The sequence below is a fragment of the Leclercia sp. GHBNCSD genome (genome assembly GCF_055805075.1).
In genome coordinates this window covers 2,827,641-2,842,572 of the sequence record NZ_JBQVYO010000001.1, presented here as the reverse complement: position 1 = coordinate 2,842,572, position 14,932 = coordinate 2,827,641, and the positions used below count along the sequence as shown (strand labels likewise).

Annotated in this window: 15 protein-coding genes; 6 read left to right on the top strand and 9 right to left on the bottom strand. The window is 53.8% G+C overall.

All coding sequences use genetic code 11. The annotated features are described in order from the left end of the window. Positions 1–9: 9 nt before the first annotated feature. A complete protein-coding gene (locus ACT3IC_RS13760; RefSeq protein ID WP_103176851.1) occupies positions 10–1,299 on the top strand; it encodes an ABC transporter substrate-binding protein in 1,290 nt (429 codons plus the stop codon). Between the two features lie 66 nt (positions 1,300–1,365). Beyond that, a complete protein-coding gene (locus ACT3IC_RS13755) occupies positions 1,366–2,493 on the top strand; it encodes an oligogalacturonate lyase family protein (protein WP_325941602.1) in 1,128 nt (375 codons plus the stop codon). 416 nt (positions 2,494–2,909) lie between these two features. Here the strand turns inward: ACT3IC_RS13755 and araE are convergent, their stop codons facing one another. The 3 genes from araE to kduI form a co-directional block, all read right to left on the bottom strand. Continuing rightward, complete coding sequence (araE, locus tag ACT3IC_RS13750) at positions 2,910–4,343, bottom strand: arabinose-proton symporter AraE (protein WP_473478915.1); 1,434 nt, start codon at positions 4,341–4,343, stop codon at positions 2,910–2,912. Positions 4,344–4,639: 296 nt separating this feature from the next. Further along, positions 4,640–5,401: a 2-dehydro-3-deoxy-D-gluconate 5-dehydrogenase KduD gene (kduD, locus tag ACT3IC_RS13745; protein WP_473477832.1), complete on the bottom strand. Its 762-nt coding sequence runs from the start codon at positions 5,399–5,401 to the stop codon at positions 4,640–4,642. Between the two features lie 62 nt (positions 5,402–5,463). Further along, positions 5,464–6,300, bottom strand: coding sequence for a 5-dehydro-4-deoxy-D-glucuronate isomerase (kduI, locus tag ACT3IC_RS13740; protein ID WP_159339824.1), 837 nt, complete (start codon positions 6,298–6,300; stop codon positions 5,464–5,466). 454 nt (positions 6,301–6,754) lie between these two features. Between kduI and ACT3IC_RS13735 the strand changes: the two genes are divergently transcribed. Then, positions 6,755–7,930 (top strand): oligogalacturonate lyase family protein, encoded by a 1,176-nt coding sequence (locus ACT3IC_RS13735; protein WP_159339825.1) that lies wholly within the window; start codon positions 6,755–6,757, stop codon positions 7,928–7,930. Positions 7,931–8,083: 153 nt separating this feature from the next. Here ACT3IC_RS13735 and ACT3IC_RS13730 read toward each other — a convergent pair whose 3' ends face one another. From ACT3IC_RS13730 to ACT3IC_RS13715, 4 genes are all read right to left on the bottom strand, one after another. Continuing rightward, positions 8,084–8,767 carry an oligogalacturonate-specific porin KdgM family protein gene (locus tag ACT3IC_RS13730; protein WP_103176857.1) on the bottom strand — a complete coding sequence of 228 codons (684 nt, stop codon included), beginning with the start codon at positions 8,765–8,767 and terminating at the stop codon, positions 8,084–8,086. Between the two features lie 329 nt (positions 8,768–9,096). After that, the gene (locus ACT3IC_RS13725) at positions 9,097–10,275 is read right to left on the bottom strand and encodes an acetyl-CoA C-acetyltransferase (RefSeq protein WP_103176858.1); all 1,179 of its coding nucleotides are present in this window, start codon (positions 10,273–10,275) and stop codon (positions 9,097–9,099) included. A 171-nt stretch (positions 10,276–10,446) separates the two neighbouring features. After that, on the bottom strand, positions 10,447–10,959 hold the full coding sequence (locus tag ACT3IC_RS13720) for a cupin domain-containing protein (protein ID WP_103176859.1): 513 nt from the start codon (positions 10,957–10,959) through the stop codon (positions 10,447–10,449). A 74-nt stretch (positions 10,960–11,033) separates the two neighbouring features. Continuing rightward, on the bottom strand, positions 11,034–11,909 hold the full coding sequence (locus ACT3IC_RS13715) for a LysR family transcriptional regulator (protein ID WP_103176860.1): 876 nt from the start codon (positions 11,907–11,909) through the stop codon (positions 11,034–11,036). A gap of 104 nt (positions 11,910–12,013) precedes the next feature. Between ACT3IC_RS13715 and ACT3IC_RS13710 the strand changes: the two genes are divergently transcribed. Together ACT3IC_RS13710 and ACT3IC_RS13705 are read left to right on the top strand one after the other, a co-directional pair. Further along, the gene (locus ACT3IC_RS13710) at positions 12,014–12,475 is read left to right on the top strand and encodes a multidrug/biocide efflux PACE transporter (RefSeq protein ID WP_103176861.1); all 462 of its coding nucleotides are present in this window, start codon (positions 12,014–12,016) and stop codon (positions 12,473–12,475) included. 118 nt (positions 12,476–12,593) lie between these two features. Continuing rightward, the gene (locus tag ACT3IC_RS13705; RefSeq protein ID WP_159339826.1) at positions 12,594–13,823 is read left to right on the top strand and encodes an amino acid permease; all 1,230 of its coding nucleotides are present in this window, start codon (positions 12,594–12,596) and stop codon (positions 13,821–13,823) included. 37 nt (positions 13,824–13,860) lie between these two features. On the opposite strand, the gene ACT3IC_RS13700 is transcribed toward ACT3IC_RS13705, so the two are convergent. Together ACT3IC_RS13700 and yjdI are read right to left on the bottom strand one after the other, a co-directional pair. Next, positions 13,861–14,133: a GNAT family N-acetyltransferase gene (locus ACT3IC_RS13700; protein ID WP_103176863.1), complete on the bottom strand. Its 273-nt coding sequence runs from the start codon at positions 14,131–14,133 to the stop codon at positions 13,861–13,863. Positions 14,134–14,143: 10 nt separating this feature from the next. Further along, positions 14,144–14,374, bottom strand: a complete 231-nt coding sequence (gene yjdI / locus ACT3IC_RS13695) for a 4Fe-4S mono-cluster protein YjdI (protein WP_040074154.1) — start codon at positions 14,372–14,374, stop codon at positions 14,144–14,146. A gap of 185 nt (positions 14,375–14,559) precedes the next feature. On the opposite strand from yjdI, the gene ACT3IC_RS13690 reads away from it, so the two are divergent. Further along, positions 14,560–14,922: a hypothetical protein gene (locus tag ACT3IC_RS13690; RefSeq protein WP_236560468.1), complete on the top strand. Its 363-nt coding sequence runs from the start codon at positions 14,560–14,562 to the stop codon at positions 14,920–14,922. Positions 14,923–14,932: the final 10 nt, after the last annotated feature.

Sequence of the window (14,932 nt, the reverse complement as noted above, 5' to 3'; positions counted from 1 at the left end):
GTTATAAAAATGAAAAAAGTGCTTTTAAGCGCCGTTATCTCCGCTACCTTTGGAATGAGTGCCCTACCCACTTTTGCTGCGGACAGCACCGATCTGCGTATGTCCTGGTGGGGCGGCAATGGCCGTCACCAGGTCACGCTGAAAGCCCTGGAAGAGTTCCACAAACAGCACCCGGATATTAACGTGAAGTCGGAATACACCGGCTGGGATGGTCACCTCTCGCGTCTGACCACGCAGATTGCGGGCGGCACCGAGCCGGACGTGATGCAGACTAACTGGAACTGGCTGCCGATCTTCTCCAAAACCGGCGACGGCTTCTACGACCTGAACAAAATGAAAGATGTGATCGATCTGTCCCAGTTCGATCCAAAAGAGCTGCAGTCGACCACGGTCAACGGCAAGCTGAACGGTATTCCGATCTCCGTGACCGCGCGCGTCTTCTACTTCAACGATGAAACCTGGAAAAAAGCGGGCGTCGAATACCCGAAAACCTGGGATGAGCTGATGGCGGCGGGTAAAGCCTTCGAGAGCAAACTGGGTAAACAGTACTACCCGGTTATTCTCGAGCACCAGGATACCCTGGCGCTGCTGAACTCCTACATGATCCAGAAGTACAACATCCCGGCGGTGGACGAGAAGGCGAAAAAATTCTCCTACACCAAAGAGCAGTGGGTTGAGTTCTTCCAGACCTATAAAAAGCTGATCGACAGCCATGTCATGCCGGACACCAAGTACTATGCGTCGTTCGGTAAGAGCAACATGTATGAGATGAAGCCGTGGATCGAGGGTGAATGGGGCGGCACCTATATGTGGAACTCTACCATCAAAAAATATTCCGACAACCTGAAGCCACCAGCGAAGCTGGAGCTGGGCAGCTACCCAATGCTGCCGGGTGCAACCGATGCGGGTCTGTTCTTCAAGCCAGCACAGATGCTCTCTATCGGTAAATCGACCAAGAACCCGGAAGCGGCCGCGAAAGTGATCAACTTCCTGCTGAACAGCAAAGAAGGTGTTGAGACGCTGGGCCTGGAGCGTGGCGTACCGCTGAGCAAAGTGGCGGTGAAATACCTGACCGAAAACGGCGCTATCAAAGAGGACGATCCGGCGGTTGCGGGTCTGCGTCTGGCGCAGTCTCTGCCAGCGAAACTCTCTGTGTCGCCATACTTTGATGACCCGCAGATCGTGGCACAGTTCGGTACCTCGCTGCAGTACATCGACTATGGCCAGAAAACCGTTGAAGAGACAGCCGCTGACTTCCAGCGTCAGGCTGAACGTATCCTGAAACGCGCAATGCGCTAATTCCCATACGTTATCAATACCCTACCGTTATGCGGTGGGGTATTTTTTTATCTGAAGGAACATACTATGAAAGGAAAAATCATTCCCCTGCGTTTTCGACCTCGTCAGGACAGTGAAACCGGACACGAGGTGATCCGCCTGACGCCCCCGCACATCATCTGTCACCGTAACTACTTCTATCAAAAATGTTTTACCCGTGATGGCAGCAAGCTCATCTTTGGCGGCGCCTTTGAGGGCCACTGGAACTACTATCTGCTGGACATTGCGCAGCAGCAGGCGATCCAGCTTACCGAGGGCGCCGGAGATAACACCTTTGGCGGCTTCCTCTCCACGGACGATCGCTCGCTGTGGTATGTGAAAAACAGCCGCGAACTGCGGCGCGTCGACCTCGGGAGTCTGGAGGAGTATGTGGTCTATGAGGTCGATGACGACTGGGTGGCCTACGGTACCTGGGTGGCGAACTCGGACTGCACGAAGCTGGTAGGTATCGAGATTAAAAAAAGCGACTGGCAGCCGCTCACCGACTGGAGCAAATTCCGCGCGTTTTACTTTACCCACCCGGAATGCCGCCTGATCAATATCGACCTGCAAACCGGCGAACGCCGCGTGATTTTGCAGGAAAAGCGCTGGCTCGGACACCCGATCTACCGTCCTTTTGACGATAATACCGTGGCGTTTTGTCACGAAGGGCCACGGGATGCGATCGACGCCCGCATGTGGCTGATTAACGAGGATGGCAGCAATCTGCGCAAGGTGCGCCAGCATGCTGAGGGGGAGAGTTTTACCCACGAGTTCTGGGTGCCTGACGGCTCCGCGCTCTATTACGTGGCGCACAAGGAGAACGATCCTCAGCGCTATCTGTTCAGCGCCGATCCCGCCACCCTGGAAAATCGCCAGCTGATGGCGATCCCGCCCTGCTCCCATCTGATGAGTAACCACGACGGGTCGCTGATCGTCGGCGACGGCGCGCCACACAACACCGGCAATATCAGCCTGAACGATCCCTTTATCTGGGTGTTCGATATTGCCAAAGGCACGCAAACCGCCATCTGCCAGCACAACACCAGCTGGAAAGTGCTCGACGGCGACCGCCAGGTGACCCATCCGCATCCGTCGTTTTCACCGGATAATCAGTGGGTGCTCTATACCTCCGACGAAGAAGGGATGCCAGCGCTGTACCTCGCCCGGGTGTAAAAAAGCCGGGTGGCGGCTACGCCTTACCCGGCCTACAAATCACGGCATTTGACCCCGTAGGCCCGGCAAGCGAAGCGCCGCCGGGCGTTGCCGCATCAGGCTTGCTGCAACAAAAAAGCCGGGTGGCGGCTGCGCCTTACCCGGCCTACGAATCACAGCATTTGACCCCGTAGGCCCGGCAAGCGAAGCGCCGCCGGGCATTGCCGCATCAGGCTCACTGCAACAAAAAAGCCGGGTGGCGGCTGCGCCTTACCCGGCCTACGAATCACAGCATTTGACCCCGTAGGCCCGGCAAGCGAAGCGCCTCCGGGCGTTGCCGTATCAGGCTTGCTGCAACAAAAAGCCGGGTGGCGGCTACGCCTTACCCGGCCTACAAAACCCCATGCCCGGCAAGCGAAGCGCCGCCGGGCAATCTGCTATACCCCAATATTCCGTAACTTCTCCCCTGTCATCAGCTTGCGCTCGATGTGCTCCAGGGTGACGCCTTTCGTTTCCGGAACCAGCCAGAAGGTGATGCCAATAAATGCCACATTCAGCACCGTATAAAGCCAGAAGGTTCCCGCCGCGCCGATCGCATCCAGCAGGGTCAGGAAGGTGGCGCCAATGATCATGTTCGACACCCAGTTAGTGGTGGTGGAACAGGTGATCCCAAAGTCGCGGCATTTCAGGGGCTGAATTTCTGAGCAGAGGATCCACACCACCGGCGCGGCACTCATCGCGTAACCGGCGATGCACATCATCGTCATACCCACGGACAACCAGGATAAGCCGCTGGACGCCGTACCGTTATCAAACTGCATCAGACAATAGCCCAGAATCAGCGTCCCCAGCGCCATCACGCTGAAACCAATTTTAAGGGCAGGCTTACGGCCCGCTTTATCGACGGTAAATACTGCAATAAAGGTGGCAAACATAAAGGTCAGCCCCACCACCAGCGTGGCGATCATCTGCTGCTCGGTGGTGGTGAATCCGGCCATTTTAAAAATACGTGGCGCGTAATACATGATGATGTTCATACCGGTAAACTGCTGCATCGCCTGCAGCAGCATGCCGAGAAATACCGCACGGCGTACGTTGCGGTTGACTCTGAACAACGACCAGCCCCCCTGTTTAAGCTTGAGGCTTTCGCGGATCTCGTTCAGCTCTTCACGCGCTTTCTCCGAGGTATCGCGCAGCATCCGCAGCACTTCTTCCGCCTCGACGTGCCGCCCTTTTTGTGCCAGCCACCGTGGGCTGTTGGGCAAAAAAATCACCAGCACAATCAGCACTATTGCCGGTAATGCCAGTACACCCAGCATGGCGCGCCAGTTGCCGCTGTAGCTGAAATAGGTGTCAGAAAGAAAGGCCAGTACGATCCCGAGGGTGACCATCAGCTGGTACATGCTGATCATTTTGCCGCGCACATCCTCACTCGCCATCTCTGACAGATAAAGAGGGGCGGTATAGGAGGCGATCCCTACGGCCACACCCAGCAGCACGCGAGAAAGCAGTAACGCTTCAACGCCTGTGGCAAACGCGGAACCCAATGAGCCGACCACAAACAGAATGGCTCCCACCATCAGGCTATATTTTCGGCCCAGGCGGAACGAGAGCCAGCCGTTGAATAGCGCCCCTACGGCTGCGCCCAGCATCATACTGCTCACTACCCACTCCTGCAGGCGATTGCTGAGCGTAAAGTGATCGGTGATAAAGGGTAACGCACCGGCAATGACGCCGATATCCAGCCCAAACAGTAAACCGGCTACCGCCGCGGACACAGAAACAAACAGGTTCATCCTTCGGGTATCGCGAAGGGCGCGGGGCATAAAGGTAGAGTCGTTTATAGATGTCATATTTTCCTGCCTGAACAGCGTAAGACGTTAATCGAAATTACGAGAAACCCTGAAGAAGTGTCAGGTCGTATAACGTGAAAATATGGATTTTTCAGCTGGCAATGTGCGATCTGTGATGGACATTACACTTTAAAACAAGCTTGAAAATTACTCAATTTTTGTTAACTGAATGATTTATAGAAATTAAATGTGTGATCCATGCAATTTTCGTAAAATGCTTATGGATTTTTCTATTTTTGCTATATGGACAATGACTTATCCAGGTCAAAAAAAACCTCCGCCCTGAGGCAGAGGTTTTTTGACCTGAGCAGGAATTAACGCGCCAGCCAGCCGCCATCAACCGCTACGGTGTAGCCATTGATATAGTCAGATGCGCTGGAGGCCAGGAACACCACCGGCCCCATCAGATCGCTTGGCAGACCCCAACGACCCGCTGGGATACGCTCGAGGATAGCTGCGCTACGCTCTTCGTCAGCACGTAGCTGCTGGGTGTTGTTGGTGGCCATGTAGCCCGGCGCAATGGCGTTTACGTTTATGTTGTGCTGCGCCCATTCGTTCGCCAGCAGACGGGTTACGCCCATAACGCCGCTCTTGGAAGCGGTATAAGAAGGCACACGGATGCCGCCCTGGAAGGAGAGCATGGAGGCGATGTTAATGATTTTGCCGCCGTTGCCCTGCGCGATGAAGTGCTTCGCCGCTGCCTGAGACATGAAGAATACGCTCTTGATGTTCAGGTTCATGACGTCATCCCAGTCCTGCTCGCTGAAGTTGATCGCATCTTCACGACGGATCAGACCGGCGTTGTTCACCAGAATGTCGATTTTACCGAATTCCGCAACCGCACGGTCAAGCAGCTCAGGGATAGCGTCGATCTTACGCAGGTCAGCGGTCAGGCTCAGGAAACGACGGCCCAGCGCGGTTACACGCTTGATGGTCTCCTGCGGCTCAACGATGTTGATCCCCACGATGTCGCAGCCCGCTTCTGCCAGCCCCAACGCCATGCCCTGACCGAGGCCAGTGTCACAACCGGTCACAACCGCAACTTTACCTTGCAAAGAAAATGCATCCAGAATCATTTTTTATCCTTAGTCTTTCAGCGCCTGAACGAACAGGCAAGTTTATGCTTAACTGTCCGCGACTAGCGCAGATCCTTAACGGCAACGTGGTCCATATCATCGAAGACCTGGTTTTCACCTACCATGCCCCAGATGAAGGTATAGGCACGCGTGCCTACGCCGGAGTGAATAGACCAGCTTGGAGAGATGACCGCCTGCTCGTTATGCATCACGATATGGCGTGTCTCCTGCGGCTGACCCATCATATGGAATACACAGGCGTCTTCTTCCATATTGAAGTAGAAGTACACTTCCATGCGGCGCTCGTGGGTATGGCACGGCATGGTGTTCCACAGGTTGCCTGGCTCAAGCTCGGTCAGCCCCATGCTGAGCTGGCAGGTTTCCAGCACATCTGGAACGAAGTATTTGTTGATGGTGCGGCGGTTGCTGGTGAGGTTGTCACCCAGGGTGACCGGAGCAACGTCTGCCGGGGTCACTTTTTTGGTTGGGTAGGTAGTATGTGCCGGGGCGCAGTTGTAGTAGAACTTCGCCGGTTTGTTGCTATCGACGCTGGCAAATATCACTTCCTGTGCACCTTTCCCGACGTACAACGCATCGCGATGGCCGATCTCATAGCACTGACCGTCAACGGTAATGGTGCCCGGGCCGCCAATGTTGATCACGCCCAACTCGCGACGCTCCAGGAAGAAGCTGACGCCAAGCTGCTTGCCCACTTCCCCACCCACAGAAACCGTTTTGGCAACTGGCATAATGCCGCCAACGATGATGCGGTCAATGTGGCTGTACACCATGGTGTATTCATCTGCGACAAACACTTTCTCGACTAAAAACTCATCACGCAGACCCTGGGTATCCAGCGTTTTTGCATGCGCGCTGTGGATGCTTTGTCTGACTTCCACATTAACCTCCAGAATTTATCGGCCGCGACGGCCTGGATAATTAACAAAACGGTGTTCCGTTTTCATGATGAGCACATATTATCTGCTGTGAAATAGGTTTTCAATTACATTCAAAACGATGTTTCACTTTTTCTGCATGATAATCTCAAAACTGTAGTTCCGATCACGATTGTCAGGGAGTTGACAAGCTTTTCTTAGATTATTTTTTTAAATCAAGTCAGTTATTTTTCATATTAAACAAAAGGTTATAAAAAAATAAAAAATGGATGAGGTCATGAGAAAAAACTGAACAAAATTAATCATATTGATGAATCAGCACGCTTTTCCTTCAGAAGTGCGCCACCAGTCACACACAGTGAAACATTGTTTTGATATTTTAACACCCAGTTTTTAAACTCATATTTACCGATCGGACCGCAGGCGCGATCCTGCCGTCGAATTCAAGGAGCGCATCATGGCAAAAGGTATGCGGGTCAAACTGAACTATGAGGTCAGCCGCGATCCGGATACAGGCGTGGAAGTGACCCGCCTGACCCCCCCTGAAGTTACCTGTCACCGTAACTACTTCTATCAAAAGTGCTTTTTCAACGATGGCAACCACCTGCTGTTTGCGGGTGAATTCGATGGCCACTGGAACTACTATCTGCTGGATCTGAAAAACGCCGAAGCGGTGCAGTTAACCGAAGGCGCAGGCGATAACACCTTTGGCGGCTTCCTCTCACCGGATGATAAATCCCTCTATTACGTTAAGAATGATCGCACCCTGCGGGAAGTCAATCTGACCACCCTAGAGGAGCGTGAAGTCTATCGCGTCAGCGACGACTGGGTCGGCTATGGCACCTGGGTGGCCAACAGCGACTGCACCAAACTGGTGGGCATCGAAATTGCGAAGAGCGACTGGACGCCGCTCAACGACTGGAAAATCTTCCACGACTTCTTCCATAAAGGCCCACACTGCCGCCTGCTGAGGGTCGATCTGCAGACCGGTGAAAGCAGCGTAATCCATGAAGAGAAGAACTGGCTGGGCCACCCGATTTACCGTCCGTTTGACGACAGTACCGTCGCGTTCTGTCATGAAGGCCCGCACGATCTGGTGGATGCCCGTATGTGGATGGTCAACGAAGACGGCAGCAACGTTCGCAAGGTGAAAGAGCACGCCGCAGGCGAAAGCTGCACCCATGAGTTCTGGGTACCGAATGGCTCAGCGCTGGTCTATGTCTCTTACCTGAAAGGTGAGCAAGGACGTACCGTGTATAGCTTCAATCCGGATACCGGTGAGAACCGCGCGGTCATGAAGATGCCTGCCTGTTCACACCTGATGAGTAACTTTGACGGCACGCTGCTGGTCGGTGATGGTTCCGGTACGCCGGTCGATGTGAAAGATACCAGCGGTTACACCATCGATAACGATCCGTATCTTTATGCATTCGACGTGGCGAAAGAGGCGTATTTCCGTATCGCGCGTCACGATACCTCCTGGGCAACCGTGGCAAACAGCCGTCAGGTCACTCACCCGCACCCCTCCTTTACCCCGGATGATAAAGCGGTGCTGTTTAGTTCCGATAAAGATGGCAAACCTGCTCTCTATATTGCGAAGCTTCCTGAGCAACCAGAAATGTTGCGAGAATAATGTTTGTGTTTGTGTTCCTGTAACTGGCCTTGCCCTCCTTTATGGAGGGCTTTTTTTATCTGCTGATAAGGCATAAACCGCAAAAATAATACATTACAGACGCAAAAAAACCGGCTCCTGAGAGCCGGTTTATCCCGGAGGTATTGCTTATTATTAGAATGAATAAGCTACGCCGACACGAAGACGGGTCTGACGCTCATCGGTATCTTTCACACCAACGTTACCCACTTCGCCATACGGAGCCCAGTTCTTATCAATTTTGTACGCCAGCTTAACGTTATATTCCTGGGAGTAATCTTTATTGTTGTTACGAATATTCCCTTCTGTACTTTTCGCGTATACGTAGTTCAGCTCGGTACGCCAGTCGCCCATTACCCAACCAACCCAGGCGTCGCCACGGTTAACTTTATCGTCGTCTTTATTCGCGCTTGACGGATAACGGGTGTAGTCATAGCGATAACGGGCAGCCACATAGAAGCCATTATCGAAGCTATATTGCGCGTGCAGATAGGGTTTATAAATGGTGAAGCTGTCTTTACTTTCGAGGGTAAAGCCTGGTGTTAACGCAATGTTCTGGTTCGCTTTCCAGCGCCAGCTAATCTGATCTTCATGGCCGTTACCCACCACGTCCGCAAATGGCTGGTCAGCTTTATCGCCGCCAGATTTCCATTTTGCTTCTACTGAGAAACCAAAGCCATTTTCGAAACGGTGCGAAACCGAAACACGGTCGGCGTTCGAGCCGCTATCGATATATTCGTGACGCAGATCCACGGTGACAGCCTGAGCTGCGAAAGAAGCGCCAATAAGTGAAGCAAGGACCAGAGATTTCTTAAACATGGAAAAACCCTCTTTTAAAATGATGTTTCGTTTTTATGGAATTGCATTTTATTTTTTAATAAACGTAATTTTAGTGATCTCGATCGTAATTATCTGTTTCATTTTTTTTGGCAAACCCAGCCGTGAGCAATATCAACAAATGTTGACTTTTAAGGGGAATTTAAAGGATCGCGATCACACTAAATCGTTATTAGCGATTCAAGGAATAAGTTAACTATTTTGCGGATGATTGAGATTTTACTGACAGGAGGTAAAAATATGATGAAGCTCACAAACAAATAAGCCTCCGGGATCGGAGGCTTATTTGGATTGATATATATCAACGCGAATTATCTTTCTATAGCCAACGCCACGCCCTGTCCGCCGCCGATACACAGCGTAGCCAGCCCTTTACGCGCATCGCGTTTTACCATCTCATGCACCAGTGAGACCAGGATACGGCAGCCCGATGCGCCAATGGGGTGACCCAGGGCGATCGCTCCACCGTTAACATTCACCCGGCGTTCGTCCCACTCCAGCATTTTGCCCACCGACAGCGCCTGGGCAGCAAAGGCTTCGTTCACTTCGATCAAATCCACATCCGCCAGCTGCCAGCCTGCCCGTTCAAGACAGCGGCGCGTGGCGTGAACCGGGGCGATCCCCATTAAGGCGGGATCAACACCCACGCTGGCAAAGGCTTTGATGCGCGCCAGTACCGGCAGATTCAGCGCTTCGGCTTTGCTCTCGCTCATCATCATCACTGCGGCGGCCCCGTCATTAATCGAGGAGGCATTCCCGGCGGTGACCGACCCGGTGAGCTCAAAGGCAGGGTTCAGCAGCGCCAGCCCCTCTGCGCTGGCATCGGTGCGCGGCTGTTCATCTGTATCCACCAGCAGGTTCTCCCCGCCCTGCTTCTGGGCGACAACCGGTACGATCTCGTCGCGAAAACGGCCCGCGTCGATGGCCGCCCGGGCCTTATGCTGGGAACTGAGGGCATAGGCGTCCTGCAGCTCACGGGAGATGCCATATTCACGCGCCAGGTTCTCTGCCGTGACCCCCATATGGTAATCGTTGAAGGCATCCCACAGCCCGTCATGCACCAGGCTGTCGATAAGCTGGCTGTTGCCCAGTTGCGCCCCGGTACGGCTGTCGGTGAGCACGTGCGGGGCACGGCTCATGTTCTCCTGGCCGCCCGCGATCACCACATCGGCTTCGCCGCACTGGATCGCCTGGGTCGCCAGATGCAGCGCCTTCAAACCGGAGCCGCACACGTCGTTGATGGTGATGGCAGAGACGGTATTGGGTAATCCTCCCTTCAGCGCCGCCTGGCGGGCAGGGTTTTGCCCGGCGCCTGCGGTCAGCACCTGACCGAGGATCACTTCGTCGATCTCGTGTCCCTCAATGCCGCTTCGCTCCACCAGCGCGCGAACCACCACGCTGCCTAACTCAACCGCCGAGTGGCGTGAGAGCGCTCCCTGGAAACAGCCGATTGCGGTACGCAATGCACCCACTATCACGACGTCTTTCATCTCTACCTCTGCGCAAAATGACACCGCTCATAGTAGAGGATTGTTATCAACTAATGATGTAATTGTTTAAAAAAAGTGAGTTTTATCACAAAGGATTCTGGAGGGCCGAGAGAAATGGTTGCTCAGCCGATACCGGGAAACTTAACCTGCGCGGGCGCAGGGCAAGGCGGGTCAAGATCTCCAGTACTGGGTTAAGGCGGGCGAGTTTCCATTGACCGGATCCCGCTCAGGAAAGGGCAACGCAACGATCCGCGCCAGCATGGCCGGCGTCGCCGCCTGCTTGCAGAGATCAACATCCGTCCCCGGCGGATAGGCACCCACCACCAGAAAATCGTCGGTTGCAGATATCCGGCAGTGCCCGGTTCCGGCAGGCAATAACAGTGCGTCTCCCGCTTCTACTTCGATCTCTTCGCCCCCAGGTCCGCCAACGATGAGGCGTGCCGCCCCCCGGGCAATACCTAAGACTTCATGCCCATTAGAGTGGTAGTGGTGATAATCAAAAACCCCATCGCGCCACTGAGGCGGCCAACCGTTGTCGGCAAATCGTTGTTCAAACTGGCTTGCGCGATCGCCATCCGTTATCACCCCTTTATAGAGCAGCACCGGCAAATGGGGATTATTCGGCACCCACTCTCTGGCGGAGAGCATCAGCGTCCGGGGTGTGATTCTCGTTTTAGCGGTCATGGTCTCTTCTCAGTCAGTTATTACACTCCGCTAAGTGTAGTTCGTTTCAATGTCGCCACTGACGGGGGCAGAGATCACCGTGGATCCGCTTTTTGCTGTAAATAATGGCGCAGCCAGTTGCCTGCCGTTCCCGGCGGGGAGCGTTTATTCCAGACCAGATCGATCGCCACCGAGCGCGGCCAGCCCGGCACATTGAGCTGCACCAGCGCTTTCGCCGGCGCAAACTCCTCTACCAGCGCGCAAGGCAGCGCGCACCAGCCAAATCCCTGAACCGCCATGCTGAGCAACATCAGGTAGTTAGGTGCCGACCAGACCGGCCCCTGCGCCAGCACCGGTTCACGCTCCAGATAGGTATTCAGGCGCAGCTCCCGCCAGCTGTGCAGTTCATCGTGCTCCGTTCGCGCCTGCGCGGCCAGCGGATGGCTGGCTGACGTATAAATCGCCATATGGGTCTGCATGGGAAGGCGAACGGCGGCAATGTCGGTGGGATAGTTTTCCCGCGCCTCGGTGAGGCCAATCTGCGCCCGCCCTTTTTGCAGCAGATCGATGACATCTTCCTCTTCGCCAATCAGACACTCAAATTCGGTATGGGGAAAACGCTCATCAAAACGAAACAGCATCTCCTCCAGCACATCCGGATGCAGGGTATCGGAGAGGACAAAGGTGAGCCGTGCTTCGGTCTCTTCGCTAAGGGATACCGCCAGTTCATCCAGCCGCGCGCTGGCCGCCAGAATCGACTGCACATAGCCCAGCACCTGCTTGCCCTGGGCGGTGAGTACCGGCTGGCGGGCACTGCGGTCGAACAGGGCAAAACCCAGGTCATCCTCCAGATGGGCGATGGCGGTGCTGATGGTGGACTGGCTTTTCCGCAGGCGGCGGGCCGCAGCGGAAAAAGAGCCCGCAGCAACCGTCTCGACAAATGCTGTTAACGCTTCGGGTGAGTAGCGCATGTAGTATCTACTTTATCGATGGAATCTCACTTTTATATATCACTTTTAGCGATAAAAATAGCCGCATGATTGGCCGTCCTGGCTTGTTTTTGAGGTAAGAGATTATGCAGCACAACGATGTTCAGCGCAGAAAACTGCCGGAACGCATTTTTCACGCCGTCTGTTTTGAGGGTATTGCCACGGCGATCCTGGCCCCGACCACCGCGTGGCTGATGCAGCGCCCCATACTGGAGATGGGCGGGTTAACTGTTCTCCTCGCCACCACGGCGATGATCTGGAACATCATCTTCAACTACCTGTTCGACAGGCTGTGGCCGCGGCATAAGGTGCCTCGCACCGCGAAAGTCCGCGCCCTGCACGCGCTGGGCTTTGAAGTCGGGTTCATCTTTATCGGCGTCGGGATTGTATCGCTGGTGCTGGGCGTGAGCCTGCTTCAGGCCTTCACCTTAGAGATTGGCTTCTTTATTTTCTTCCTGCCGTACACCATGGTTTATAACTGGGCGTACGATACCCTGCGCGATCGCATGATTAAGCGACGCCAACAGCGGCAGGCTGCCACCTCTTAACTCCCCTGGCCGGAAATGCTTTCCGGCCCGCTTAAAACCGTTCCAACCGCCAGGCCAACTGTTGATTATGGTAAAATAGTCTCCTTTTTGTTGGTTTTATAGTTGATACGTTTATCTCATGTCGAAAATCTGGTCTAAAGAAGAGACCCTCTGGAGCTTTGCCCTCTACGGCACTGCCGTGGGCGCAGGAACCCTGTTCCTGCCCATCCAACTGGGATCTGCGGGCGCTGTCGTCCTTTTCATCACCGCCCTTGTGGCATATCCATTCACCTACTGGCCCCACAAAGCGTTATGCCAGTTCATCCTCTCTGCAAAAACCAAAGGTAGCGAAGGGATCACCGGCGCGGTGACCTACTACTACGGGAAAAAGATCGGCAACCTGATCACCACGCTCTACTTTATCGCCTTTTTTGTGGTGGTGCAGATCTATGCCGTGGCGATCACCAACTCGCTGACCGAACAGCTGGCGAAGCATATGACGGTGGACACCCCCGTGCGGGTGCTGGTCAGCCTGGGCGTCGTGCTGGCGTTAAATCTGATCTTCCTGATGGGGCGGCATGCCACCATCCGGGTGATGGGTTTTCTGGTATTCCCGCTGATCGCTTACTTCCTGCTGGTGTCGCTCTATCTCACCCACAGCTGGCAACCCGCGCTGCTCACCAGCCAGATGAGCGTTGATAAGCACACTCTGCACCAGGTGTGGATCTCCATTCCGGTGATGGTGTTCGCCTTTAGCCATACGCCGATTATTTCAACCTTTGCCGTCGACCGGCGGGAGAAATATGGCGAGGCCGCCATGGGCAAATGTACCCGCATCATGAAGGTGGCCTACCTGGTTATCTGCCTGAGCGTGCTCTTCTTCGTCTTCAGCTGTCTGATGTCGATCCCACCCTCTTACATCGTCGCCGCGAAAGAGGAAGGGGTCACCATCCTCTCGGCGCTCTCGATGATGCCCTCCTCCCCTTCGTGGCTTGGGATCTCCGGGATTGTTGTCGCCATCATCGCGATGTCGAAGTCGTTTCTCGGCACCTATTTCGGGGTGATTGAGGGGGCTACAGCGATGGTGAAATCAGGATTAAACCAGGTTGGCGTAAAGAAAAGCCGGGCCTTTAATCGGGCGGTATCGGTGATGGGGGTCTCCCTGATCACCTTTGCGGTGTGCTGCATTAATCCCAATGCCATCTCGATGATCTATGCCATCAGCGGGCCACTTATCGCCATGATTTTGTTCATCATGCCGACTCTGTCGACATTCCTCATTCCGGCGCTGAAGCCCTACCGCTCCGTCGGCAATGTGCTGACGCTGATTGTCGGGGTGTTATGCGTGTCGGTGATGTTTATCGCTTAAAAAAGAGAACCTGCAGCGCGCTGCTGCAGGTTCAGAATCAGGCGCGGATATCGTCATACTCGCGGGTGTTATCAAATTCGTGTTTCGCAAACGGGCAGAGGGGAATAATTTTACGGTTTTCGGCACGCATCTTTTCCACCACCCTTGCCACCAGCTGTTTGCCCACGCCCTGCCCTTTCAGGCTGGGATCGACATCGGTATGCTCAATGATACTGAGGTGCTCGCCGGTGGGGACAAAGACGATCTCCGCAACCTGATTGCCTTCGGCATCGTTCACGTAAAACTTGTTATGGCCTTCCTGAATATCCATGTTATCTCGCTTATTTGTGGCGGTATTTAAGTGCGCCGCTTGGGCAGGTATCGATCACACGCACGACCGTATCGACATCCACTTCATCAGGGATGATCCACGGTTTACGTTTCAGATTGAAGAGCTTAGCGCTGCCGCGCACGCAGTTTCCCGCGTGTTGGCAGATGCCGGTATTGAAGTAGACGTCAATTTTCTCACCGGTATAGGCCCGGTATCCCGCCTCCAGCAGTTCATTATCCATGACATTGCCTCTGAATTATTATGGTTGGGATTAAGCATAGCGCGACATCTCTATTCAACCTGCTCGTTTAAAAATAAACAACATTAATCTGCAATCTGGCTACCCACGCTGGATAATTAACGCTGTTTTTCAGTAATACAGGTCAGATAATGAGAAAGATATCCCCGCTCATACTGGTATTTAGTATGGTTTTTATCACCGGCTGTAGCAGCCCGGAACCGGACAAAGTTGAACAGATCAACAGATTGCATATTCCATTAGTTCTGCCCGGCAGCAAAGCCCCACCGGCACAGACATCCCATATCGCCTCGCTGTACAATTCCAATAAACAGGATATAGAGAGGCTTACCGACACGCTAAAAAAGCAATATTTACAGGATGTAAAACCCAAAGAGATATTTGAAATGGATAGCGATGTACAGCCCGTTTACGCTTCTCTTTCCCGATTAGAAGCATTAGCCATGATGAATCAGCAATACCTTAAAGATAAGAATGAAATGGGGTTACAGCAGATACATATTGCGCTCAAACCGGTTATTACCGGCTAATATTCGATAA

Bases quoted from the DNA above. Each gene is read 5' to 3' on its own strand.
- ACT3IC_RS13760 (WP_103176851.1), top strand. From the start codon at position 10: ATGAAAAAAGTGCTTTTAAGCGCCGTTATCTCCGCTACCTTTGGAATG.
- ACT3IC_RS13755 (WP_325941602.1), top strand. From the start codon at position 1,366: ATGAAAGGAAAAATCATTCCCCTGCGTTTTCGACCTCGTCAGGACAGT.
- kduD (WP_473477832.1), bottom strand. From the start codon at position 5,401: ATGATTCTGGATGCATTTTCTTTGCAAGGTAAAGTTGCGGTTGTGACC.
- ACT3IC_RS13735 (WP_159339825.1), top strand. From the start codon at position 6,755: ATGGCAAAAGGTATGCGGGTCAAACTGAACTATGAGGTCAGCCGCGAT.
- ACT3IC_RS13730 (WP_103176857.1), bottom strand. From the start codon at position 8,767: ATGTTTAAGAAATCTCTGGTCCTTGCTTCACTTATTGGCGCTTCTTTC.
- ACT3IC_RS13725 (WP_103176858.1), bottom strand. From the start codon at position 10,275: ATGAAAGACGTCGTGATAGTGGGTGCATTGCGTACCGCAATCGGCTGT.
- ACT3IC_RS13720 (WP_103176859.1), bottom strand. From the start codon at position 10,959: ATGACCGCTAAAACGAGAATCACACCCCGGACGCTGATGCTCTCCGCC.
- ACT3IC_RS13715 (WP_103176860.1), bottom strand. From the start codon at position 11,909: ATGCGCTACTCACCCGAAGCGTTAACAGCATTTGTCGAGACGGTTGCT.
- ACT3IC_RS13710 (WP_103176861.1), top strand. From the start codon at position 12,014: ATGCAGCACAACGATGTTCAGCGCAGAAAACTGCCGGAACGCATTTTT.
- ACT3IC_RS13705 (WP_159339826.1), top strand. From the start codon at position 12,594: ATGTCGAAAATCTGGTCTAAAGAAGAGACCCTCTGGAGCTTTGCCCTC.
- ACT3IC_RS13700 (WP_103176863.1), bottom strand. From the start codon at position 14,133: ATGGATATTCAGGAAGGCCATAACAAGTTTTACGTGAACGATGCCGAA.
- yjdI (WP_040074154.1), bottom strand. From the start codon at position 14,374: ATGGATAATGAACTGCTGGAGGCGGGATACCGGGCCTATACCGGTGAG.
- ACT3IC_RS13690 (WP_236560468.1), top strand. From the start codon at position 14,560: ATGGTTTTTATCACCGGCTGTAGCAGCCCGGAACCGGACAAAGTTGAA.